Origin of the sequence: Fulverythrobacter ferritrahens, assembly GCF_020539485.1 — a bacterium.
Lineage (GTDB): Bacteria > Pseudomonadota > Alphaproteobacteria > Sphingomonadales > Sphingomonadaceae > Andeanibacterium > Andeanibacterium ferritrahens.
On the sequence record NZ_JACDXU010000001.1, the window covers coordinates 1173689 to 1195780 of the forward strand.

At 61.1% G+C, this 22092-nt stretch carries 23 protein-coding genes and 1 tRNA gene; 9 read left to right on the top strand and 15 right to left on the bottom strand.

From position 1 onward, the window contains the following. Positions 1-103: 103 nt before the first annotated feature. The 7 genes from chrA (at position 104) to H0274_RS05680 (ending at position 5909) form a co-directional block, all read left to right on the top strand. Positions 104-1285: a chromate efflux transporter gene (gene chrA / locus H0274_RS05650; RefSeq protein WP_226793901.1), complete on the top strand. Its 1182-nt coding sequence runs from the start codon at positions 104-106 to the stop codon at positions 1283-1285. Positions 1286-1419: 134 nt separating this feature from the next. Beyond that, a complete protein-coding gene (gene dapF, locus H0274_RS05655) occupies positions 1420-2229 on the top strand; it encodes a diaminopimelate epimerase (protein WP_226793904.1) in 810 nt (269 codons plus the stop codon). Next, a complete protein-coding gene (locus H0274_RS05660) occupies positions 2226-3410 on the top strand; it encodes a MiaB/RimO family radical SAM methylthiotransferase (RefSeq protein WP_226793907.1) in 1185 nt (394 codons plus the stop codon). Before dapF ends, H0274_RS05660 begins: the two co-directional genes overlap by 4 nt. Then, positions 3407-4330, top strand: coding sequence for a signal recognition particle-docking protein FtsY (ftsY, locus tag H0274_RS05665; RefSeq protein WP_226793910.1), 924 nt, complete (start codon positions 3407-3409; stop codon positions 4328-4330). The genes H0274_RS05660 and ftsY overlap by 4 nt, the downstream gene beginning before the upstream one ends. Continuing rightward, a complete protein-coding gene (locus H0274_RS05670) occupies positions 4330-4995 on the top strand; it encodes an inner membrane-spanning protein YciB (protein ID WP_226793913.1) in 666 nt (221 codons plus the stop codon). The genes ftsY and H0274_RS05670 overlap by 1 nt, the downstream gene beginning before the upstream one ends. Before the next feature lie 137 nt (positions 4996-5132). Next, positions 5133-5705: a urate hydroxylase PuuD gene (locus tag H0274_RS05675; RefSeq protein WP_226793916.1), complete on the top strand. Its 573-nt coding sequence runs from the start codon at positions 5133-5135 to the stop codon at positions 5703-5705. Between the two features lie 36 nt (positions 5706-5741). After that, positions 5742-5909: a hypothetical protein gene (locus H0274_RS05680; RefSeq protein ID WP_226793919.1), complete on the top strand. Its 168-nt coding sequence runs from the start codon at positions 5742-5744 to the stop codon at positions 5907-5909. Positions 5910-6003: 94 nt separating this feature from the next. On the opposite strand, the gene H0274_RS05685 is transcribed toward H0274_RS05680, so the two are convergent. From H0274_RS05685 to H0274_RS05720, 8 genes are all read right to left on the bottom strand, one after another. After that, positions 6004-7959, bottom strand: a complete 1956-nt coding sequence (locus tag H0274_RS05685; RefSeq protein ID WP_413463463.1) for a potassium transporter Kup — start codon at positions 7957-7959, stop codon at positions 6004-6006. A gap of 110 nt (positions 7960-8069) precedes the next feature. Continuing rightward, a complete protein-coding gene (locus tag H0274_RS05690) occupies positions 8070-8723 on the bottom strand; it encodes a tetratricopeptide repeat protein (RefSeq protein ID WP_226793921.1) in 654 nt (217 codons plus the stop codon). Further along, entirely contained in the window at positions 8720-9124 is a 405-nt protein-coding gene (locus tag H0274_RS05695) for a cytochrome c-type biogenesis protein (RefSeq protein ID WP_226793923.1), read from the bottom strand. Before H0274_RS05695 ends, H0274_RS05690 begins: the two co-directional genes overlap by 4 nt. After that, positions 9121-9657 carry a DsbE family thiol:disulfide interchange protein gene (locus H0274_RS05700; protein WP_226793925.1) on the bottom strand — a complete coding sequence of 179 codons (537 nt, stop codon included), beginning with the start codon at positions 9655-9657 and terminating at the stop codon, positions 9121-9123. The genes H0274_RS05695 and H0274_RS05700 overlap by 4 nt, the downstream gene beginning before the upstream one ends. Further along, complete coding sequence (locus H0274_RS05705) at positions 9654-11615, bottom strand: heme lyase CcmF/NrfE family subunit (protein ID WP_226793927.1); 1962 nt, start codon at positions 11613-11615, stop codon at positions 9654-9656. The genes H0274_RS05700 and H0274_RS05705 overlap by 4 nt, the downstream gene beginning before the upstream one ends. Positions 11616-11639: 24 nt before the next feature. Then, a complete protein-coding gene (ccmE, locus tag H0274_RS05710) occupies positions 11640-12101 on the bottom strand; it encodes a cytochrome c maturation protein CcmE (protein WP_226793929.1) in 462 nt (153 codons plus the stop codon). 140 nt (positions 12102-12241) lie between these two features. After that, positions 12242-12961, bottom strand: a complete 720-nt coding sequence (gene ccmC, locus H0274_RS05715) for a heme ABC transporter permease CcmC (protein ID WP_226793931.1) — start codon at positions 12959-12961, stop codon at positions 12242-12244. Between the two features lie 149 nt (positions 12962-13110). Beyond that, a tRNA-His gene (locus H0274_RS05720) sits at positions 13111-13187 on the bottom strand. 190 nt (positions 13188-13377) lie between these two features. Here H0274_RS05720 and H0274_RS05725 point away from each other — a divergent pair. Further along, on the top strand, positions 13378-14010 hold the full coding sequence (locus H0274_RS05725; RefSeq protein ID WP_226793933.1) for a prolyl hydroxylase family protein: 633 nt from the start codon (positions 13378-13380) through the stop codon (positions 14008-14010). 5 nt (positions 14011-14015) lie between these two features. After that, the gene (locus tag H0274_RS05730) at positions 14016-14441 is read left to right on the top strand and encodes a GFA family protein (RefSeq protein ID WP_226793935.1); all 426 of its coding nucleotides are present in this window, start codon (positions 14016-14018) and stop codon (positions 14439-14441) included. Positions 14442-14558: 117 nt separating this feature from the next. Here H0274_RS05730 and rpmE read toward each other — a convergent pair whose 3' ends face one another. The 7 genes from rpmE to H0274_RS05765 all read right to left on the bottom strand — a co-directional run bounded on the left by rpmE (position 14559) and on the right by H0274_RS05765 (position 22091). Further along, positions 14559-14786, bottom strand: coding sequence for a 50S ribosomal protein L31 (gene rpmE, locus H0274_RS05735; RefSeq protein WP_054529517.1), 228 nt, complete (start codon positions 14784-14786; stop codon positions 14559-14561). 157 nt (positions 14787-14943) lie between these two features. Then, on the bottom strand, positions 14944-15417 hold the full coding sequence (gene fabZ, locus H0274_RS05740) for a 3-hydroxyacyl-ACP dehydratase FabZ (protein ID WP_226793937.1): 474 nt from the start codon (positions 15415-15417) through the stop codon (positions 14944-14946). Between the two features lie 26 nt (positions 15418-15443). Next, positions 15444-16157, bottom strand: coding sequence for an OmpH/Skp family outer membrane protein (locus tag H0274_RS05745; RefSeq protein WP_226793939.1), 714 nt, complete (start codon positions 16155-16157; stop codon positions 15444-15446). After that, positions 16157-18919 carry an outer membrane protein assembly factor BamA gene (gene bamA, locus H0274_RS05750; RefSeq protein ID WP_226794453.1) on the bottom strand — a complete coding sequence of 921 codons (2763 nt, stop codon included), beginning with the start codon at positions 18917-18919 and terminating at the stop codon, positions 16157-16159. Before bamA ends, H0274_RS05745 begins: the two co-directional genes overlap by 1 nt. A 167-nt stretch (positions 18920-19086) precedes the next feature. Continuing rightward, positions 19087-20196, bottom strand: a complete 1110-nt coding sequence (gene rseP / locus H0274_RS05755) for an RIP metalloprotease RseP (RefSeq protein WP_226793941.1) — start codon at positions 20194-20196, stop codon at positions 19087-19089. Between the two features lie 3 nt (positions 20197-20199). Then, positions 20200-21351: a 1-deoxy-D-xylulose-5-phosphate reductoisomerase gene (gene dxr, locus H0274_RS05760; RefSeq protein ID WP_226793943.1), complete on the bottom strand. Its 1152-nt coding sequence runs from the start codon at positions 21349-21351 to the stop codon at positions 20200-20202. Then, positions 21351-22091 (bottom strand): phosphatidate cytidylyltransferase, encoded by a 741-nt coding sequence (locus tag H0274_RS05765; protein WP_226793945.1) that lies wholly within the window; start codon positions 22089-22091, stop codon positions 21351-21353. The genes dxr and H0274_RS05765 overlap by 1 nt, the downstream gene beginning before the upstream one ends. Position 22092: the final 1 nt, after the last annotated feature.

The window sequence follows — 22092 nt, forward strand, 5'->3', positions numbered from 1 at the left end:
ATAGTGATAAACTAAACCGACGGGCAATGCGGGCGCCCGGTCAGACGATATTCGTCCAAGTTCCGCTCCATAAGCCGTACCTTACGGCCGGAGCGCAAATGCTATGACGAATGAACCCCTTCCTCCACACCTCGGCCTTCTTCAGCTTTTCCTGAAATTCCTGCGCTTTGGATGCCTGGCATTTGGCGGGCCGGTTGCCCAGATCGCCATGGTCCGGCAATCGCTTGTGGAGGAAGAGCACTGGATTTCGTCCGCGCGTTTCAATCGCCTCCTTGCCGTCATGCAGGTTTTGCCTGGGCCCGAAGCCCATGAATTATGCGTCCATATGGGAATATTGGCGCGTGGACGTCTGGGCGGGCTCCTGGCAGGACTGGGCTTCATGTTGCCCGGCTTCATCCTGATGCTGCTGGCCGGGTGGCTATATTCCACATGGGTCCTTGGGAATGGCGCGATTGCCATCGCCTTGTTCGGGATTCAAATCGTGGTGCTGGCCATCATCCTGCGAGCGGTCTGGCGGATCGGAAAGCATGTGCTTGAAGATCGCCTGTTGTGGGTTCTCGGCTTCCTGAGTTTCGCGGCCACTCTGGCGGGGGTTGCATTCTGGATTCCCCTGCTCGCCTCGGGCCTCATCTATGCATTTGCCTCTCGCAGAAATGCGGTCCTCCTGATCGGGGTGAGCGCAGCTCTGCTCGCGTGGGGTCTCTATTCCTTCGGTCCGATTGTCGCCGGGCCCTTTCAATCGACCGGCAAGGCGAGCGTATTCGCCCTGTTTCTGGCAGGATTGAAGGGAGGGCTTCTGACGTTCGGCGGCGCTTATACTGCCATCCCCTATGTCCGCGCGGACACAGTAGGGCGTGGATGGTTGTCCGATGCCACGTTTCTTGACGGCGTTGCCCTGGCAGGAACGCTGCCAGCTCCCCTCGTCATCTTCGCGACCTTCACCGGCTATATTGTCGGTGGGGTGCATGGCGCGCTTGCGATAACTGCCGGCATGTTTCTTCCGGCTTTCGCCTTTTCCATGATCCTCTTCGAGAAGCTGGAGAGGATCGTGGAAAACCCCGCCCTCCATCGCCTTCTCAACGGAGTGGCCGCCAGCGTGGTGGGGATTATCGCCGCAACTCTCGCGCAGCTCGGCTGGTCAACTGGAGAACGCGTGTCCGATCCCCTCGCGGCTGCCGCGATCTTCGGACTGGGCATCGCAGGTACCTGGTGGTTCAGGGGCAGGATGGCCGCTCCGGCTCTCGTGGTGGCGGGCGGCCTGGCGGGATGGCTGTTCACGCCCTGAATGGCCCGAATGAAGATCCCCGGCCCGCATTCAGCTTGGCAGCGTCACAGGCCCGCTTTTTAGCGCGATATCTTGACCATCAGGACGGCTCACGCGTGACATTTCCCCGTTCACCACCTAGATGCGCCTGCGAAATGCGTGTTCCCTTCGTCAAGATGCATGGGCTGGGCAATGATTTCGTCGTGCTGGATGCGCGGCGCGATCCACTGATGCCGCTTACCAACGATCTCGCCCGTGCGCTGGCGGACCGGCGCACCGGGATTGGCTGCGATCAGCTGATCCTGCTGGAACATTCCGATGTGGCCAGCTTCCGCATGCGCATATTCAACAATGACGGCAGCGAAGTAGGCGCCTGCGGCAATGCCACCCGAGCGGTCGCCCTGCTGCATGCCGAACCGGCCACCATCGAAACGGCAGGCGGCATTCTGGAAGCTCGCCCGGCCGATGGCGGCATTTCCGTGGACATGGGCACGCCCCGCTTCGGCTGGGACGAGATTCCGCTCGCTTACCCGATGGACACGGCATCCATGCCCGTCGCGTGGGAAGACCTCGAGAATCCCATGGCCGTAAATGTCGGCAATCCGCATGCGATCTTCTTCGTGGAGGATGCAGATGCGGTGGACCTCGAACGGCTGGGCCCGCAGATCGAGCATGATCCCATCTTTCCGGAGCGGGTGAACGTCAATGTCGCCCAGATCGTCAGCCGCGAGGCGATTCTGCTGCGCGTGTGGGAACGTGGCGCCGGGCTCACCCGTGCCTGCGGCACCGGGGCCTGCGCCACGGCAGTGGCCGCGATGAAAAAGGGGCTGGTGGACCGGGAAGTGGCCGTTACCCTACCCGGCGGCACACTTACCATCGCCTGGGGTGCCGACAATCGCATCCTCATGACCGGGCCTGCCGCAGAGAGCTTTCGCGGTACCTTCGATCCGGCGGATTTCGCATGAGCGCGAAAGGCGCCGCCGAAGTCATCTCGCTGGGCTGCCGGCTCAATATCTCGGAAAGCGAGACGATCCGCGCCCTGCTGGCGGAAGAGCGCAACGTTGTGGTGGTGAACAGTTGCGCCGTCACTTCCGAAGCCGTGCGTCAAACCCGTCAGGCCATCCGCCGGGCGCGCCGCGCCAATCCCGATGCCCGTCTGCTGGTGACGGGCTGCGCAGCCGATATCGAGCGCGAGGCGCTGGCCGCCATGCCAGAAGTCGATGGGCTGGTCCCCAATGCCGCCAAGCTGGATGCACGCGCCTGGAATGTGGCGCAGCCTGCCACCCTCGCCCCGGTCAATCGGACACGTGCCTTCGTTGCTGTGCAGAATGGCTGCGATCACGCCTGCACCTTCTGCGTCATCCCGCAAGGGCGCGGCCCCAGCCGTTCACTGCCCGTGGCCACCGTATTGCGCGAAGTGGAGCGTCACCTGGACCAGGGCGCGACCGAGGTAGTGATTACAGGGGTGGACGTTACCTCATGGGGCCACGATCTCCCGGGCTCCCCTTCCCTCGGCGCGCTTACCGCTGCAATCCTGAATGCCTTTCCTCAACTGACCCGCCTTCGCCTCTCTTCCCTCGATGGTGTGGAAATCGATCCGCAATTATTCGAACTCCTCGGCGGCGAGCCGCGCCTCATGCCGCATCTGCATCTCTCGTTGCAGCACGGGCATGACCTGATCCTCAAGCGGATGAAGCGCCGCCACCTGCGCGCCGACGCTCTTGATCTGGTGGCCCGGCTGAAGGATCTGCGCCCCGAAATGGCCATCGGTGCCGACATCATCGCAGGCTTCCCCACCGAAGATGAGGCGATGCATGGAGCGAGCAGGTCGATCATCGGCGAATTGGGCATCGTTCACGCCCACATCTTTCCTTACTCCCCACGCCCGAACACACCGGCAGCGCGCATGCCGCAGGTGAATCCCGCGCTGGTGAAAGCCCGCGCGGCAGACCTGCGCGAACACGCAGCGGCGATCCGCACAAGCTGGCTGCAATCGCTGGTGGGTAAGCCGCTCAACATACTCGCAGAGCGCGATGGCACTGGCTATTCGCCCCAATTCGCCCGGGTTCGCCTGCCCCAAGGCATCGCACCCGGCACTATCGTCACCATTACCCCCGCCAAGCTCGAGGAAGGGCTGCTGTCATGAGCGAGAAGAGTTGGACCGAGCGCCTGTTCGGCGGCTTCCGCAAAACCTCCGAAAAGCTGAGCGAAAATCTGACAGCCGCTGTCGGCACCGCCAAGCTGGATGATGCCACGCTGGACGATGTCGAGGATGCGCTGATTCTCTCTGACCTCGGCCCCAGCGCGGCGGCGCGTATTCGCGCGAAGCTGGCCGAGAAGCGCTTCGGCCTAAACATCTCCGAACAGGAACTGAAGGAAGCCGTGGCGGAGGAAATCGCCGCGATCCTGCGGCCTGTCGCCAAGCCGCTCGAAATCACCGCCTTCCCGCGCCCGCAGGTGATCCTGGTGATCGGCGTGAATGGCAGTGGCAAGACGACGACCATCGCCAAACTGGCCCACCTCTTCCAGGAGGAGGATTATGGCGTGATGCTGGCGGCGGGCGATACTTTCCGTGCGGCCGCGATCGGTCAATTGGGCGTCTGGGCAGACAGGCTGGGCATCCCGATCGTGCGCGGTCCTGAAGGCGGCGATCCGGCCAGCATCGTGTTCGACGGCGTAAAGGCCGCGACCGATCAGGGTATTGACGTTTTGATCGTCGATACGGCTGGTCGCCTCCAGAACAAGCGCGAGCTGATGGATGAACTGGCGAAGATCCGCCGGGTGCTCGGCCGCCTCAATCCGGAGGCACCGCATGACGTGGTGCTGGTGCTGGACGCGACTAACGGCCAGAATGCCCTCGCCCAGATCGATGTATTCAAGGAAGTGGCAGGCGTGACTGGCCTTATCATGACCAAGCTGGATGGCACCGCACGCGGCGGCGTTCTTGTCGCTGCGGCGGAGCAATATGGCCTGCCTATCCACGCAATCGGCGTGGGTGAGAAAATCGACGACCTGCGTCCCTTCGATCCCGAGCTGGTTGCCCGCGTGATTGCCGGAGTAGCGTGATGAGCGAAGAACAAGTCCCTAAGCCCGCCCCGAAGAAAAGCGCCGCTTCCAGCTGGATCAACCTGCTGGTCGACTATGCCCCGCTGATCGTCTTCCTGGGCGCCTATCGATATTACGCACCGGCCGACAAGGAAGACAGCATTGGCGTAGTGCTGGCCGTGGTCCATTCGACCATTGCCTTTGTCATCACATCCGTGATCGCCCTTGCCGTTTCGAAATGGCGGCTTGGCAAGGTTTCCCGCATGCTCTGGCTTTCCACCGTCCTGATCGTGGGATTTGGCGGCTTGACAGTGCTGCTGCGCGATCCCTTCTATGTGCAGATCAAGCCGACCGTTTTGTACATCTTCTTCGGCGGCGTGCTGCTGGCAGGCTGGTGGAAAGGCAAAGCCCTGCTCCAATGGCTTCTTGAGGCTGCCTTCGAAGGCTTGAACGATGAAGGCTGGCTGAAGCTCTCCCGCAACTGGGGCATCTTCTTTTTCTTCCTTGCCGCTCTCAACGAAGCCCTCCGCCTCACGCTCAGCTTTGGGGACTGGCTGACGATAAAGGTGCCGGTATTTGCAGGAATTTCCTTCCTCTTCACTTTTGCCCAGCTGCCTATGCTTCTCAAGCACGGTCTCGCCATGGAAGCGGTGAAGGAAGAGGAAACTACTCTTCCTCCGCAGTAAGAATCCCGTGAGGAACGCGCCGTTCCCGCAACCCTTGCCGTAGGGTCATTTTTGGCGATACTCTGTGTCCTCGCCCGGATTTTCGGGGCGAGGACAGCCAGGAAATACAACACAATCTGGCAGACGGGGGAAACGACATGGCCAAACTATTCGGGAATCTCCAACTCATAGTAATCGTTGGACTTATTGCCGCGATCGCGATCATCGCAGCATTCGCCTCCAGTGTGGCGGCCGACGCGAATTCGATCCTGCGCTGGCTGCATCTGGTCTTCGGCATCTTGTGGATCGGGCTGCTTTATTACTTCAACTTCGTCCAGGTGCCGACAATGCCGGCCATTCCGGCGGAACAGAAGGGCGCGATAACGGGCTTCATCGCGCCAAAGGCTCTGTTCTATTTCCGCTGGGCAGCCCTGCTGACGGTGATTACCGGCCTGCTGATCGCGCAGATCAATGGTTATCTTCATTCCGCGATGAGCTTCACCGGCGAAGGTGCCGTCAAGCTGATCGGTGCAGGCATGTGGATCGCTCTCGTGATGGCCTTCAACGTCTGGTTCATCATCTGGCCGAACCAGAAGAAGGCGCTGGGCATTGTGGAAGCCACGCCCGAACAGAAAGCCGCCGCAGGGCCACGCGCCATGATCGCGAGCCGGCTCAATACACTGCTGTCCCTGCCCATGCTCTATTGCATGGTCAGCGCCAATCTGGGCTGAAAGGCTCAGGAAAGTGGTTGAGCTGGGGAAGTCGGAGTGAGCCTGCCTCATCGCGGCATTGCATTCGGTGCTCTGGTTGGCATCATGGTCGGCATGATGAGTTCGGTTGACACACCGACCAAAGTGGTAGGCCCCATGATCGCCTGTACGCTGATCGGATGGCTGATCGGGCGCTATATGGAGATGCGCAAACCCCGCAGCTAGGCGGTGTGTCCGCAAGATATACTATCGCCAAAGGAAAGGGCGCCCTGCACTGGCAGCGGCGCCCTTCTCATATCTGGGGCTTCCCCACTGGGCGTCAGATCTCCAGCTGACTGCCCAGTTCGACCACGCGATTGGTCGGCAGGCGGAAGAAGTCCATCGGTGTCGCCGCATTGCGGAGCATCCAGCTGAACAGCCTTTCACGCCAAATCGCCATGCCCGGGTTCTTGGAGGGCAACAGCGTCTGCCGGGAAAGGAAAAAGCTGGTCTGCATCATGTCGAACTTGCCGCCGCATTTGCCCGCCTGCTTGAGCGCGGCGGGAATGTCGGTCTCTTCCATGAAGCCGTAATTGATCACGAGCCGATAAAAGCCCTGCCCCAGATCGGTAATGCCTATCCTCTCTTCGGGATCGACGTAGGGCACGTCCGCGATATTCACGGTCAGTACCACCACCCTCTCATGCAGCACCTTGTTGTGCTTGATGTTGTGCAGCAGCGCCGATGGCACTCCGCTGGTGGCTGCCGACATGAAGATCGCCGTGCCCGGCACACGCTGCGTGCTGGCATGGGCCGATTTGGCGAAGATATCGAGCGGCAGCTCCACTTCCGCCATGCGCTCGCGCATCAGCTTGCGGCCGCGCGCCCAGGTGGTCAGCAAGGAGAAGGCAACCGCACCGATCGCCAGAGGGAACCAGCCACCATCGGGAATCTTCGTGGTATTGGCGGCAAAATACGCGCCGTCGATGATGAAGAAGGCGCCCACCACCGGCACCCATACCCACCACTTCCAACGCCACACCATCGCCACGAGCACCGCGATCAGGCAGGTGTCGATCAGCATCGCCCCCGTAACGGCAATGCCATAGGCCGCAGCGAGGTTGGAGGAGGTCTGGAAATTCAGGACCAGCACAATCACCGCCACCATCAACGCCCAGTTGATGAACGGGATATAGATCTGCCCCTGCTCGGTCTCGCTGGTGTGGCGGATCGAAAGGCGGGGAATGAAACCCAGCTGGATTGCCTGATGCGTGACCGAGAACGCCCCCGTGATCACGGCCTGGCTGGCAATGAAGGTCGCCATAGTGGCCAGAAGCACCAGCGGCAGGCGCAGCATCTCGGGCGCGAGAATGAAGAAGGGATTCTTGATAGCTTCCGCCGCGACGGCCGGCTCCATGCCCATGATCATCGCGCCCTGCCCGAAATAATTCAGCAAGAGGCACGGCATCACGAAGGAAAACCAGGAGATGCGCATCGCGCTGCGGCCGAAATGGCCCATATCCGAATAAAGCGCTTCCGATCCGGTCACCGCCAGCACCACGGAGCCCAGCGCCAGAAAGGCCGTTGTACCGTCCGCAATGAAAAACTGGATCGCGAACCACGGATTGAGCGCGATCAGGATTTCAGGCGACTGGACGATATGAACGATGCCCAGCACAGCCAGCACCGTAAAATAGATGATCATCACCGGGGCAAAGAGTGCGCCGACCTTGGCCGTGCCGCGCTTTTGCAGAAGGAACAGGCAGATCAGCAGCGCCAGCGCGATGGGAAGCACGAAGGGCTGGAAGCCCTGCTCGACTACCGTAAGACCCTCGACAGCGGACAGCACGGAGATCGCCGGCGTGATCATGCTGTCGCCATAGAACAGGGCGGTGGCGAACACCCCCAGCATTACCGCGATCCAGCCATATCTCGACTTGGCAATATGGCTGGAAACCAGCGCCACCAGGGCAAGCGTGCCCCCTTGCCCCTTGTTGTCCGCCCGCATCAGCAGGCCGACATATTTTATCGTGACCACGATCGTCATGGACCAGAAGATCAGGCTGACCACCCCATAGATATGGAGCTGATCGACTGTCAGCGGGTGATGACCGGCGAATGTTTCGCGAAAAGCATAAAGCGGGCTGGTCCCGATATCGCCAAAGACGATACCAACCGCGCCAATCGCCATCTTGTAGATGGAGGACTGGCGATCATGCCCGTGAAGGCCGGCGAATTCCCCCTGAGCCTGCGGAGGAGCGGCTTCGGGTTGCTGCGGCGTATCGGCGTCACTCATAGAGTTTAAGCGCCCCTCTTCTCGCCCTCATTGGCCGGAAAGGCTCCGGCAGGCGGGCGACGGCGCTTAGCAGTCCCGCTTCCGCACTGCAACATGGCCATCCGCGCGCCTCAACGCCCTGATTTCTGCGCCTCTTCGACCAGTTTGCGCAAGATCTGATCGTAACCCTCGAGTCGTTTTTCCAGAACATCGCGTCCCGGAGCGTCCTTGGGCATGGATTCGAGGCGTCCTGCCCAGACTTCCCGCCCCTCGATAAGCTTGCCTTGCCTGATAAGCGCCCAGCCCACGAAAAAGGCAGGACCGGCACTGTCCGGTGAAAGCTGCGCCGCACGGCGATAGGAAAGCAAGGCCGCCGGGGTCAGCATGCCGTCCGCCTGGAACGTCAAGGCATTCCCCAATGCCAGCCAGGCCTCGGCATCCTTCGGATTATCATGCACGGCGCCCCGCAAGAGGGCAGCAGCATTGGAATATTGCCCGCGTCGAACGAGCGCATCGGCCGTCAGCACCAGTGGATTGCTGGATCGATCGGAGGGGCCGACCAGCTGCTTGCGCATGTCGACGATCGCACCGCCCTCTTCCGCCTTGTCCGCACGCGGTGTGCCGGGCGCGCCAGGAAGATCGGGAGAACCCTGCAGGGCATATCCTGCCAATCCCAGCGCAAGCGCAGCGAGGACCGCTGCCCAGCTATTTCTGGGAAGTTTGAACACGAATGCAAACACGCCGAAACAAGCAACGGCGAGCACAATGGCGATGATCCAGCTCACGCCTTTTTCCCCAGCTTGTTGCGGAACACGAAAACGGCCACCAGCAGCAGCAATGCCGGGAGGGCAAAGAGCGGCCAGGTTGAACTCGTCACTTCAGGCTTGAAGCTGATATATTCGCCATAGCGTTCTATCAGCCACGCGCGGATCGCTTCCGGCTTCTCGCCACGGGCAACACGTACGCGCACCTGATGCCGCAAATCCCCGGCCATAGGAGCATCCGAATCCGCGATCGACTGGCCCTGACAGGTCAGGCAGCGCAGCGTTTCCATCAGCGCCTTGGCTTCCGCCTCCTGCCGGGGATCGTCGAGCTGCTTGTAAGCATAGGGCGCCGGTGGCAGTGAATCCTGTGCGGAAAGAGGCGCAGCGAGTATAAATGCGATAAGGAGCAGGAGCCGCTTCACAGCCCGGCCTCCTTCAGTTTTTCCAGCAGCATCGGCACATCCTGATCCCGGATATCCCCGATATGCTGGTAACGGATGATGCCTTTGCCATCGATCACGAAAGTTTCCGGCACACCGGATGAGCCAATACCCACCTGCACTTCGGAAAGATCGTCTGCCCCGATACGGCTATAGGGATTGCCGTGCTGGGCAAGGAACATAGCGACATCTTCAGGCCGATCGCGAATGGCGACGCCCACGATATTGGCGCCCGCCCGTTCGAGAGCGGAAAGCTGCGGAGCTTCCGCCGCGCAGGGCACGCACCAACTGGCGAAAACATTCAGCAAGCGCGGCTGCCCATCCCGCATATCCGACGTAGCGAGGCCCGGACGGTCCGCATTGGCGGGTTTCAGGGCAAATTCGGGAAGCGGCTTGCCGATCATCGCGCTCTCCACCGTAGTGGAGGCGGGATTCATCAACTGGCTGGCAACCAGCACGAAGAATGCCCCGAACAGCGCGAGCGGAACCCACAAAGTCCAGCGAAGCTTGCTCATGCCGCCTGCTCCTCGTCAGCGGCGGTACGGCGACGGCGGGCAATTCGGGCCTGAAGGTTGCGACGTTTCAGGTCGCCCAAAACGCGCCCAAGCAATGCGAGAAAGCCACCGAAACCGATCAGAAGGCCCCCATACCAGATCCAGGTAACGAAGGGCTTCCACCAGAGGCGGATCTGCCACCGCCCCCCATCGATCTCTTCACCCAGCACCGCGTAAAGCTGGCCGTTCCAGCGAGTAAGCAGCGCGGATTCGCTCGTCTTCTGGACAGGCGACCAGAACTCGCGCGACTGCGGCGCGATTTGCTTCGGCTTGCCTCCCTTATAAGAGGCCACCAGCACGCCTTCCAGCGCGGTCCAGTTCGGCCCAGCCACCGGCTCCACCGTCTCCAGCGTGACCTTCCAGGGACCGACTTCCACTGTCTCGCCCGGCGTCGCCGCGACGAGCTTTTCCTTCGTAAAGGCACTGTCAGCCGACATGCCGAACATGGCGACAGCAATACCGAAATGGGCCACCACCATACCCCAGACAGCCAGCGGCAGCCGGCGCAGGGAACGCCCCTTGAGCGGGAGGACACTACCCACCGCAACCGCGACTGACAGGGCAAGGCCCAACAGGGGCAGCAGGCCAATTGAGGTGTTGAACCACACTCCCGCCAGCACCAGCAGGGCAATCACACCCAACAGCACTGCTTCGTTCTGCACCCGCCCCAGGGAATCCCGCCGCCAGCGCAGCATCGGGCCAATCGCCAGCACCACCAGCATGGGCAGAAAGAACAGCGCGCTCACCGGGTTGAAATAGGGCGGGCCCACCGAAACCTTGATGCCAAAGGCCTCGGTCAGCAACGGATAGAGCGTACCAACCAGCACGATGGCCAGAATGGCGCTCAGGGCGACGTTGTTCACCACCAGCGCACCTTCGCGGCTGGTTACGGAGAAGCGCTCTCCTTCGGCCACCGTTCCCGCCCGCAGAGCGAAGAGGGTCAGGGCGCTGCCGATATACAGCGTGAGCAGGGCAAGGATGAAGCTGCCGCGCTCCGGATCGACGGCAAAGGCGTGAACGCTTGTGAGAATACCCGAGCGGACCAGGAACGTCCCGATCATGCTCATGGAAAAAGCCACCACGCCCAGCATGATCGTCCAGGCACGCAGCGCATCGCGCGCGGCAAGGACGCTGGCCGAATGGAGCAAGGCGGTTGCCGCCAGCCACGGCATCAGCGAGGCATTTTCCACCGGGTCCCAGAACCACCAGCCGCCCCAGCCGAGCTCGTAATAGGCCCAATAGGAACCGGCAGTGATGCCCAACGTAAGGAAAATCCATGCCCCCAGCACCCATGGCCGCATGGCGCGGGCAAAGTCCGGCGTGACCTGCCGGGTCAGCAGCGCGCCAACGGCAAAGCTGAACGCTACCGAGAGGCCGACATAGCCGAAATAGAGCGTGGTCGGGTGGTAAGCTGCGGCAACGTCCTGCAGCAACGGGTTGAGGCCATTGCCCTCTGGAGGTGCCGGGCTAAGCCGCTCAAACGGGTTCGAGCTGACCAGCAGAAAGGCATAGAAACCCAGGCTGACGAAAGCCTGTGCGGCGAGTGTCGCCAGCAAGGTCCGTTCAGGCAGGCGGTGTTCGATCAGCGCGATCAGTGCGCCCGCCAGCGCCATGACGGCAACCCACAACAGCATCGAGCCTTCATGGTTCGACCACGCGCCTGCGATCTTGAAGATCATCGGTTTTGCGGTGTGCGAATTCTCCGCCACCAGACGGACCGAAAGGTCTGTCTGCACAAACAGCAGGAACAGCGCCCCGAAAGACAGGGCTGCAAGCAACCCCTGCACTACGGCCGCCGGGCGCACCAGTGCGGCCAGCGTGGGCTCATCCCGGCGCAGCACCAATGCCCCGGCGACAAGCTGCATCGCGGCGAGTGCTGCTGCCAGCCATAAGGCTGCAAGGCCGAATTCGGCGATCATTGGCCCATGCTCATCTGGCTATGCTCACTTGGAGGTTTCTTCCACCGCGGCGCGCTTCTGCGCCTCGGTCATGTCATGCAATTCGCGCGGCACGTAATTCTCGTCATGTTTGGCAAGGAGAGTATCCGCCGCGAAAGTTCCATCGGCATCCATGCGCCCTTCGGCTACCACGCCCGAACCTTCGGTGAACAGGTCGGGCACGATGCCGGAATACCGCACCGGCACCCTTGCATCGCCATCGCCCACCACGAAGTTGATCGTAATGCCATCGGGCGCGGTCTTGAGCGATCCGGCCTGCACCATGCCGCCAAGGCGGACGGCCTGGCCCGGTTCTGGCGGATTGGCCACCATCTCGCTTGGCACATAGAAATAGCTCGCCTGGCTACGCAGTGCCCAGGCCGCCAGCAGGCCGGCGGCGATCAACACCGCCACCGCAATGGCTATCAGCACCAGTCGCTGATGCTTGGCTTTCAAACCCGTACTCATTTACCGCGAGCCTTATCCCGCCGCCTTTCGGCGCGCTTCATTCCAATCCAGCTCCATGCCACCAGGGCCAGCGTCCCGCCTACCCCAAGCCCATAGGAAGCAAATACGAATACCCAGTGATCCAGTGCCTCGCGCATCGATCAGGCCCCTTCCGCCTTGCGGCGCAACCGAGCCTCCGCCTGCACATCGGCAAGGATCGCGCGCATGCGTGCCAGCACGACCCCGCCGAAAATGAAAGTGAAGCCCAGCGTCGCAGCCATCAGGCCCCACAGGAACGGCCCCGCCATGGCGGAGCCGCCTGTCGTCAGGCTGGGGGGCTGATGCAGCGAATTCCACCACAGGACCGAATAATGGATGATGGGGATGTTTACGGCCCCAACCAGCCCGAAAATCGCAGCGATGCGACTTCCTCCGCCCTCCCGGGCAGAGGCTCCGGCAAGCGCAATATAACCGAAATAGAGGAACAGCAGCACCAGCATGCTGGTCAGCCGCCCGTCCCATACCCACCAGGTGCCCCATGCGGGGCGGCCCCAGAGCGATCCCGTAGCAAGGCAGAGAAACGCGAAGAAAGCCCCAGGAACAGCCGCGGCCCGCGCACCGATTCCCGCGAGGGGATGGCGCCAGACGAGTTCCACGAAGCTCGCCACCGCGATTCCGCTCCACCCTGCCATTCCCAGCCATGCAGCGGGAACGTGAATGAACAGAATCCGCACGCTATCGCCCTGCAACCGTTCAGGCGGAGCATATACCAGGCCATAATAGAGGGCAGCGCCCGTCAGCAGCAGGCCCGCCACCAGCAATGGAACGGTGAGCACGCGTGCGATACGGAGGAAGCGGGCAGGATTGGCAAAGCCGTGCATTATTGCGTTTGTCCGGTTAGCTGGCGGTGCTTTGGCAGGGAGACCGGGCAGAGGCAAGCAGAACCAGCCACAAATCGGCCCGCCAATTCACCATGCCGCTCGAACCCGCCTGAGGCTTGTGGCGTGCATTATTATCGGGGTCAGGGAAATGGGGCGATTGAGGGGTCTCGAACCCCCGACCTCCGGTACCACAAACCGGCGCTCTAACCAACTGAGCTACAATCGCCATAAGCCAGGCACACATCGAATCCGCGTACCAACAGGCATTCCCACAGAAGCAATCAAACCGCTCCCTGCGAGGCGGCGAGCCTCTTGCACAGAGCGAGCAAATTGCAAAGCAAAATTTACGCACTGCTCTCTGTCATGGGCAATGTTTCCTGCTTGAACACCGCCGCGCTCACACTATCGTCCCGCCCATGCCGTCTCCGGGCGAATCTTCCAGCGAAATCCTGCGCGCCTGCGACGGCATGCGTCAGGTTCCCACTCCGCGTGCGGAGATGTTCACCCTGCCCGGCTTCCTGCCGCCAGAATTATGCGTGCAACTGATGGCGCTGATCGACACCAATCGTCGACCTTCCACAATTGCCGACGCAAATGGCGACCATTATTTCCGCACGAGCGAAACCTGCGATCTCGATTCTGCAGAACCTGCCGTCATCGAACTGGAAAAACGGCTGATCGCCATCAACAAGATCGATGCGGCCCATGGCGAGCCAGCGCAGGGCCAGCGCTACGAGGTCGGGCAGGAATTCAAGGCCCACACCGATTATTTCGAACCCAGCGGCGACGATTACGAGAAATACTGCTCGGTCGCCGGGCAGCGCACCTGGACCTTCATGGTCTATCTCAACGATGTCGAAGCGGGCGGAGCCACTCGCTTCAAGGTCATCGACAAGATGTTCCAGCCTGAACAGGGGCGCCTGGTCTGCTGGAATAACCGCAGGCCTGACGGCAGCTGCAACCCGGCCACGCTTCATCACGCGATGAAGGTCCGCAAGGGGCTGAAATATGTGATCACCAAATGGTATCGCGAACGGCCATGGGGTTGATGCAAATGGACGACGCCAATCTCATCCATCAGGGCTCCTGCCATTGCGGAGCCGTCCGCTTTACAGTGGCCCTGCCCGATCACCTGAGTGGAACGCGCTGCAATTGTTCGATCTGCGCCATGAAAGGCGCGGTCACGGTTTATGCCCCACTTGAGGATCTGACCGTGACCCAAGGCGCCGATACGCTCAGCACCTACAGCTTCAACAGTGGCGTGGCGAAGCACCATTTCTGCTCAAGCTGCGGCATCCACTGCTTTCACCAGACCCGCTCCATGCCAGACAGATATGGCATCAACGTCGCGTGCCTCGAGGGCATGAGCCCCTTTGACTTCGCGGAAGTCCTCGTGGTGGACGGGGTGAACCATCCCAATGATAATGGCGGCCTGCGCCGTATGGCCGGCATGCTGCGTTTCGAGCCTGCGACCGGATAAGCCCAGCGCCAAACAGGTCCAGCGCCGAACAGACGCCTGCCCAAGATAGCAAAAGGGCGGCCCATGGGACCGCCCTTTTCCAAATTCCGCAATATGCGAACCCTCGTAAGGGTTGGCTTACTTCTTGAGCGTGAGGCCGCCGAAACGCTTGTTGAACTGGGCAACGCGGCCACCTTCGTTGAGGAGGCGCTTGCTGTCGCCAGTCCAGGCCGGGTGGCTGGTCGGATCGATTTCCAGTGCCATCACGTCACCTTCGCTACCCCAGGTGGAGCGCGTCTGGAATTCGGTGCCGTCAGTCATCTTGACGGTGATCATGTGGTAATCGGGATGGGTATCGGCCTTCATGACGGTATCACTCCGTATGCGCGGAGCCGGTTCCGACCGGCCCTGCTGATGTTCGGAAAGCCGCGCGCTTAGCGACGTTCGCGCCCTATTGCAAGGTCCGCGACCGTTTTTGCCAATGAGCTGCCGGCTCTGGCATATCAGAGCCGAGCAGGCACAATCAGGCTTCTTCCGCCGGTGGATCGGCGATCATGGCAGTGAACTGCACTTCGCAGGCCAACTTGTCGCCCAGCTTTGCCTTGCCCCAGAACTTGCAGACCCGAGCGCGCTTCTGGATGAAGCCGACATGGAGGTCGAGCAGGCATCCCGGCTCGACAGGAGTGCGGAACTTCGCCTCTTCAATCGTCATGAAATAGACGAGCTTGCCGCTTCCAGCGAGTTCCAGCGTCTCGATCGCGAGAATCGCCGCCGATTGCGCCAGCGCCTCGATAATCAGGACGCCGGGCATGATCGGACGGCCGGGGAAATGCCCCTGGAAGAACTGCTCGTTGAAACTCACAGCCTTGATGGCGTGAATCTCCTCGCCAACCGTGAGCGATTGCACACGGTCGACGAGCAGAAGCGGATAGCGATGCGGCAAGGCGTTTAGCACCTTGCGGATGTCATAGGCTGGTGCGCCCGACTCTTCACTCATTGCATTGCCCCTGGATAATCGGCCGATCAGCGCGATTCAGCCGGCGGGCCAGCCGGAGTGGAGGCAGGACCCGCCGGAGCCGCATTACCCTGAGCCGGCTGCGCGCCGGAAGCCGCCTGCTCGCGGGCAAGCTGTTCACGCAGTTCACGCGGCAGCCAGTTCGGCGGCGGAACGATCTGGGCGACCGGAAGCACGGTGTCGAGTTCCGTGATGACGTCCTGATTGATGTTATAGGCCGCATCACGATAGACAATCGCACCGGTGGCGCGGTTGAGGATCAGCGTGATCTGCTTCTTCTTGGCGACATTTTCGATCGCCTTGGGCAGAGCTTCATTGATCTGCTCGTCCACATATTCCTGGCTCAGTGCAACCGGCGCGAGAATCTGCTGCAGTTCGCGCTGGCCCTGCTGGTCGATCTGATTGATCGCGGCAGCCTGCTTGGTGAGGTCATCGCGATTGGGATTCGGCGCAGCGCGATCAGCCTCGAACTTCTTCACCAGCGGTTCCAGCTGGGCGTCGATCTGGTCCTTACGGGTCTTGGCCTGATCATAATTCTGCTTGTAGGTCTGCGGGCGCTGAGCCTCGGCAGCCTTGAAGGCGGCGCTGCTGCTGATCACGACATTGGGATCGATTACGCCAATACCCTTGACTGCCTGCGCAGCGGCCGGGAAAGCGACCATCGGGCTGACCGCAGCAAGAATGAGGCCGGTAGCAAGAACCGGCTTGAGAATGGATTTCATCAGAATTGGGTTCCTACGTTGAACGTGAAGATCTTGGTGTCATCGCCAGGCTGCTTCATCAACACCTTGGCAACGTCGATCCGGAATGGACCGAAAGGCGAATTCCAGTTGACCCCGACGCCCACCGCGATGCGTGGCTTGGGCGAGTCACCCAGGAAAGCTTCCCTGAAGCCGCGCTGGGTACTGCCGAGTGCGATATTACTGGCACTGGTAAGGCAGTCCGGCTTGCTCGGATTGGTGGGACTGGTGACGGTCGAGGTACTGTCCGGAGTACAGATACCATCCACCAGGGATGCGGAATCGATCTGGGTATAGAGCTGTTTACCCGAGCTATCGCGCGTGGGGATGAAATATGACGGCCCCGTATCGGTAAGGATCGGTTTCCTCACACTGAAAACGGCACCCGCATCGACAAAGATCGAAGGCCGCAAGCCCATTTCACGGGCGCCGGTGCCAAGCGGAATCTCCAGTTCGGCGCGCGCCAGGTAGTAGGCATCGCCGCCCAGCGGATCGTCGATCGGGTTCTTGGGGTCGCTGTAGAAAGTGTAGCCACCATTGTTCTGGCAATTATCCTGCGACGAGCCATCGCTGCACACCGCCTTGCCGTTGTTGTCGAGCACGTAGAACTCACGGAGGATACGCGGGCCTACGCCGCGGATATCGAACCCGCGAATTTGCGGATCGCCAAGGAAGAAGCGGTCAGTCAAGCGGACGCTGTCCTGCCCCGGGCCACGATCCTTGAAGCCCTTCACATAGCCGCCCTCGCCGGACAGCGAGAAGACCCAGCCCGGAGCAAGCTGCCAGTATTTGGCCGCGTTGACGCGCATTTTCGCATATTGTTCCGAGCCACCAAGGCCGGCAACGTCAAGACTGATCGAGAAAGTTTCCCCTCGCGTCGGACGTACACGGTTATCCAGCGTATCGTACACCATCGAGACACCGACTATCGAACTGGTCCGCGAGCCAATGGCATCGCAGAGATAGCGGCCGGCAAGTAGCACGTCACACTCAAAGTTCGGCGGGTTTACGCGATCGCTGTAATACAGCGATTCATCCAGCGTGACGTCGTCGAAATTAAGCGTGTAACGCCCGATGACCGAGGCATTTTCAGTAATCGGAATACCGGCGCGAACCTGGAAGCCGGTGGTCGCCTGCTTGAAGGTGGAATTGCGATTATTGTTGTAATAATTCCAGTTGTTCAGATCTCGCCGATAGATATCGATACCCATCGAGATATTGCGATCGAACACATAGGGTTCGGTAAAGCTCAGCGTGGCAGACCGCGAATAGCGCGACCAGTTAACGCTGGCCCCGACGGTCTGCCCCCTGCCGCGGAAATTCCGCTGCTTGATGGAACCCTGCAGGATGAAGCTTTCGAGGCTTGAGAAGCCTGCGGAGAGCTGGAGTTCGCCAGTGGCCTGTTCCTGGACATTGGCGTCGAGCACGATGCGGTCGGGCGCGGAGCCCTGACTCTGCTCGATCTTGAAGTTTTCCTGGAAGTAACCCAGCGAGTTGATGCGCGCGGTGGAGCGCTTGACCGCCAGTGAGTTGAACGCATCGCCTTCGGCCACGCGGAACTCGCGGCGCACCACCTTGTCCTGCGTCAGCGTATTGCCGTTGATGTTGATCGCCTCGACGTAGACGCGCGGCGCCTCGTTGAGCACAAACTTCACGTTCATGGTCAGATCGTCGCGGTTGCGGCTGAATTCGGGCCGCACATCGGCAAAGGCATAGCCATAGATACCCGCCGTCTCGGTCAGGCCCTCGACCGTATCTTCCACCAGCTTGGCATTGTACCAGCCGCCCGGCTTCACCGCGAGCGTGCGGGTCAGCACGCCTTCGTCGAAATCGCGCAGCTGGCTTTCAACCTTCACATCGCCGAATTTGTAGCGCTCACCTTCTTCCACCACATAAGTGATGATGAAGTCCCGCTTGTCAGGCGTCAGCTCCGCCACCGCAGAGACCACCCGGAAATCGGCATAACCCTCTGTCAGGTAGAACTGGCGCAGCTTTTGCTGGTCAAAGGCCAGACGATCCGGATCGTAGCTGGTGCCCGAACTGAACAAGCGGAAGAAGCGCGATTGCTTGGTCACCATCTGGCTGCGCAGTTCCCCATCGGAGAACTTATCATTGCCGATGATGTTGATCTGGCGGACCTTGGACTTGGGCCCTTCGGTGATCTCGTAAACGATGTCGACGCGGTTCTGCGCCAGCTGTACGCTCTTGGGTTCCACCACCGCGGCAAAGCGGCCCTGGCGCTTGTACAGCTCGATGATGCGCGCCACATCCGCGCGCACTTTCGACCGGGTGAAGATCTGACGCGGGGCCAGCTTGATCTCGGGGAGGATCTTGTCCTCCTTCAACCGCTTGTTGCCCTCCAGGATAATCCGGTTGACCACCGGGTTCTCCTGAACGTCAATCGTCACATTGCCATTGTCGTTACGGATGCTCGCATTGGCGAACAGTTCCGTCGCATAGAGATCCTTCAGCGCCTGGTCGGCCGCGGCCTCTGTGTACTGGCCGCCAACCCGGAGCTGGATGTAACTCAGGATCGTCTGCGCCTCCAGACGCTGCGACCCCGTCACAACCAGCGAACGGATCACTTCAGCCGGCTGGGCCGGTGTCGTGACGCCCGAGGGATTGTTGGCAGCGGCACCCTGGTCTTGCGCAGATACTGCGACCGGTTGGCCCGCCAGAATTGTCCCGCCGAGCAGTGCCGCGGCGATTTTCGGTGCAGAGAATTTCTTGCCCTTAAGGCCCATTTCCCGTCCAATCTTCGACACGGTGATTTACGTCCCCTGACGGCGAACCGCCCGCCCAATACCGTTGGGTTTCCCCCGGCAGTAAGTAACCGCCGCCCTTGCCCGATGCCGTGTCGCCAATCAAGCAAATGTCCGGTGAAATAGGCTGGCCCGCAGTCCTTTCCCGCTCAACTTCCCAGAATGAGGAGCGAAGCAATATCGTTTATCGTCACGAACAGCATCAGCGCGAGCACAAAGGCCACGCCGGTGCGGAACGCCCATTCCTGACTACGCGGGCCGACCGGCTTCCGACGGACCGCTTCTGCCGCGTAGAAAGCCAGATGCCCGCCATCGAGCGCAGGAATTGGCAATAAATTGATGAATGCCAAATTAATTGAGATCATCGCCACAAAGGAGACAAAAGAAAGCGGCCCCTGGGACAGGCTTTCTCCGGAATATTGGGCAATCTTGATAGGCCCGCCCAGTTCCTGAACCGAGCGCTCTCCAGCAATAATCTGGCCCAGCCCGGTCACCATGGTGGAGACGATCATACGAGTCTGGCGTACCGCGAGACTCACTGCATCGACCGGACCGACAGCGACGAATTGCCGCTTGGCGGCAATCCCCAACATACCGACCCGCTGGCTGTTCCCCAGTTCATCCTTCATGGCGATAGCGCCAATGGTCACGGGGATAGAGACTTTCTGCCCCGCGCGATCCACCAGGACGACGACCTTCTTGCCAGGATGCATCAATGTCCGTTCCTGGACATCGAAAAAGTCCGAAATGCTATCGCCATCCATCGAGACGATGCGGTCCCCCACCTGCATGCCTGCATCGCGGGCAGCAGATTGCGGGGCAAAACCGCCGACAACTGGAGCCGCATCAGGCTTGCCGATGGCAAGATTGAAAGCCGCGAACACGGCCACTGCGAATAGGAGATTGGTAAGGGGGCCCGCCGCGACGATCAGGGCCCGTTGCCACAGGGGCTTGGCCTGGAAGGTCTTGCGGCGCTCCTCCTCCGGTAAGGCCAGCCACTCGTCACTGGGCTGGCTGGCGGGGTTCATATCTCCGGCAAATTGCACATAACCGCCCAGCGGCAGGGCGGAAATCCGCCAGCGTGTTCCGCGACGATCAGTCCAGCCAGTCAGTTCCCGGCCAAAACCGATCGAGAAAACATCCGCCTTTACCCCGAACCAGCGGGCGACAAGATAATGCCCGAACTCGTGAATCGTCACCAACGGTCCGAGCACAAGCAGGAAGCCAACGATCCACATCCAGAAAGGCGCAGATTCCATTACTCAGGCATGCTCCAGCATTTTGCGCGTCAAGGCGCGGGTTTCGGCATCCACCGCCAGAACCTCGTCGAGGGTAGCAGGTGCAGAAGGGATAGCGCGAGATAGCATTCTGTCCACCTTTGCCGAAATATCGGTGAACGCTATCTGACCGGCGAGAAATGCTTCTACCGCAACCTCGTTCGCCGCATTGAGTACCGCCGGCGCCGCGCCACCTGCCTGCACGGCTTCACGCGCGAGGCGCGTGGCAGGAAAACGCTCTTCATCCGGGGCGAAGAAAGTCAGCTGGCCGATGGCCGGCAGATCGAGCGGCTTGCATGCCGTGTTCATGCGTTCGGGCCAGGCGAGGCAGGATGCAATCGGCACGCGCATGTCTGAAGGGCCGAGCTGAGCGAGCGTAGACCCGTCGCGATATTCCACCATGGAATGGATGACGCTCTGCGGGTGGACCACAATCCGCAGTCTATCCAAACCCACCGGGAACAGATGATGCGCCTCGATGAACTCCAGCCCCTTGTTCATCATGGTAGCGGAATCCACCGTGATCTTGGCCCCCATGGACCAGTTGGGGTGCTTGAGAGCCTGTTGCGGCGTAGCTGCGCGCAGTTGCTCCATCGTCCAGTCGCGGAACGGCCCTCCACTGGCCGTGAGCGTGATCCAGTTCACATCGGCGATGTTGTTGCCCTGCAGGCACTGGAAGATCGCATTGTGCTCTGAATCGGTCGGCAGCAGGGTCGCGCCGTATCTCTCGACCTCTGCCAGCAGGATATCCCCCGCAGAGACGAGCGCCTCCTTGTTGGCGAGCGCCACTGCCCCGCCCTTGCGGATGGCCGCCATGGTAGGCGCAAGGCCGGCGCAGCCCACGATACCGGCGACAGTGATGTCCGCACCTCTCGATGCCGCTTCACACAGGGCCTGCGATCCGGCCGCAGCCTCCACCGAACTGCCGGCCAGCGCCTCGCGCAATTCGGGCAAACGCGCCTCATCGGCGACCACGGCAATCTCGGCATCGAATTCGATCGCCAGCGCCGCAAGCTCCGTAGCCTTGCCATTGGCCGTGAGGGCAACAACGCGCCACTTGCCCTTGTCGCGCCGAAGGAGATCGAGCGTGGAAGCGCCGATAGAACCCGTGGCACCGAGAATGGAAATCGAACGCATCAGGAAATCGTCACCCGGTAAATCAGCGATACGAGCCCCGCGATGATCGCCACCGGCAGAAGGCCATCCACTCTGTCAAACACCCCGCCGTGGCCGGGAATGATCTTGCCCGAGTCCTTGACCCCCGCTTTGCGCTTGAGCCAGCTCTCCAGAAAATCTCCGGCCTGAGCCGCCACCGCCAGCACAGCACCGGTGGCGCCGCCGATCAGCATTGCCGGCCAGGGAATGCCCGGTTTTCCCGGCGAGAGGGCCGAAAGCGCCAGAGCCATGAAGCCGAATGCCAGGGCCGTGAACATGCCCGCCGCGATCATTCCGCCTGTCAGGCCTTCCCAGGTTTTGGAGGGACTGATCGCGGGAGCAATTTTGCGGCGGCCATAGCGGCGGCCCGCGAAATATGCCCCGGTATCAGTACAGATCACGATGCCCACCACTATGCCGACGAGCAGCGAAGGGAGCGCCATAAGCGATATGGCAGCAGCCCCCACATAGGCCGCCCCGGCCAATGCCCCCGCGATACGCACCAGCGGCTTCTCGCTTGCCAGTTCGACCAGCTTCATCAGTTCAATCAGTGTGGCGAAGGAGACGAGCGCAATAAACAGATCGAGCACCGGACCGCCGAACCAGAATGCTCCTCCGGCGACCAGCAGCATCGCTGCCGCGCTCATCACCCGGAGTTTCAAATCCGATCGAGACTGCGCCATATCTCCGGCGCCCTTCGGGTTCAGGGGCTCGCCGCTCATA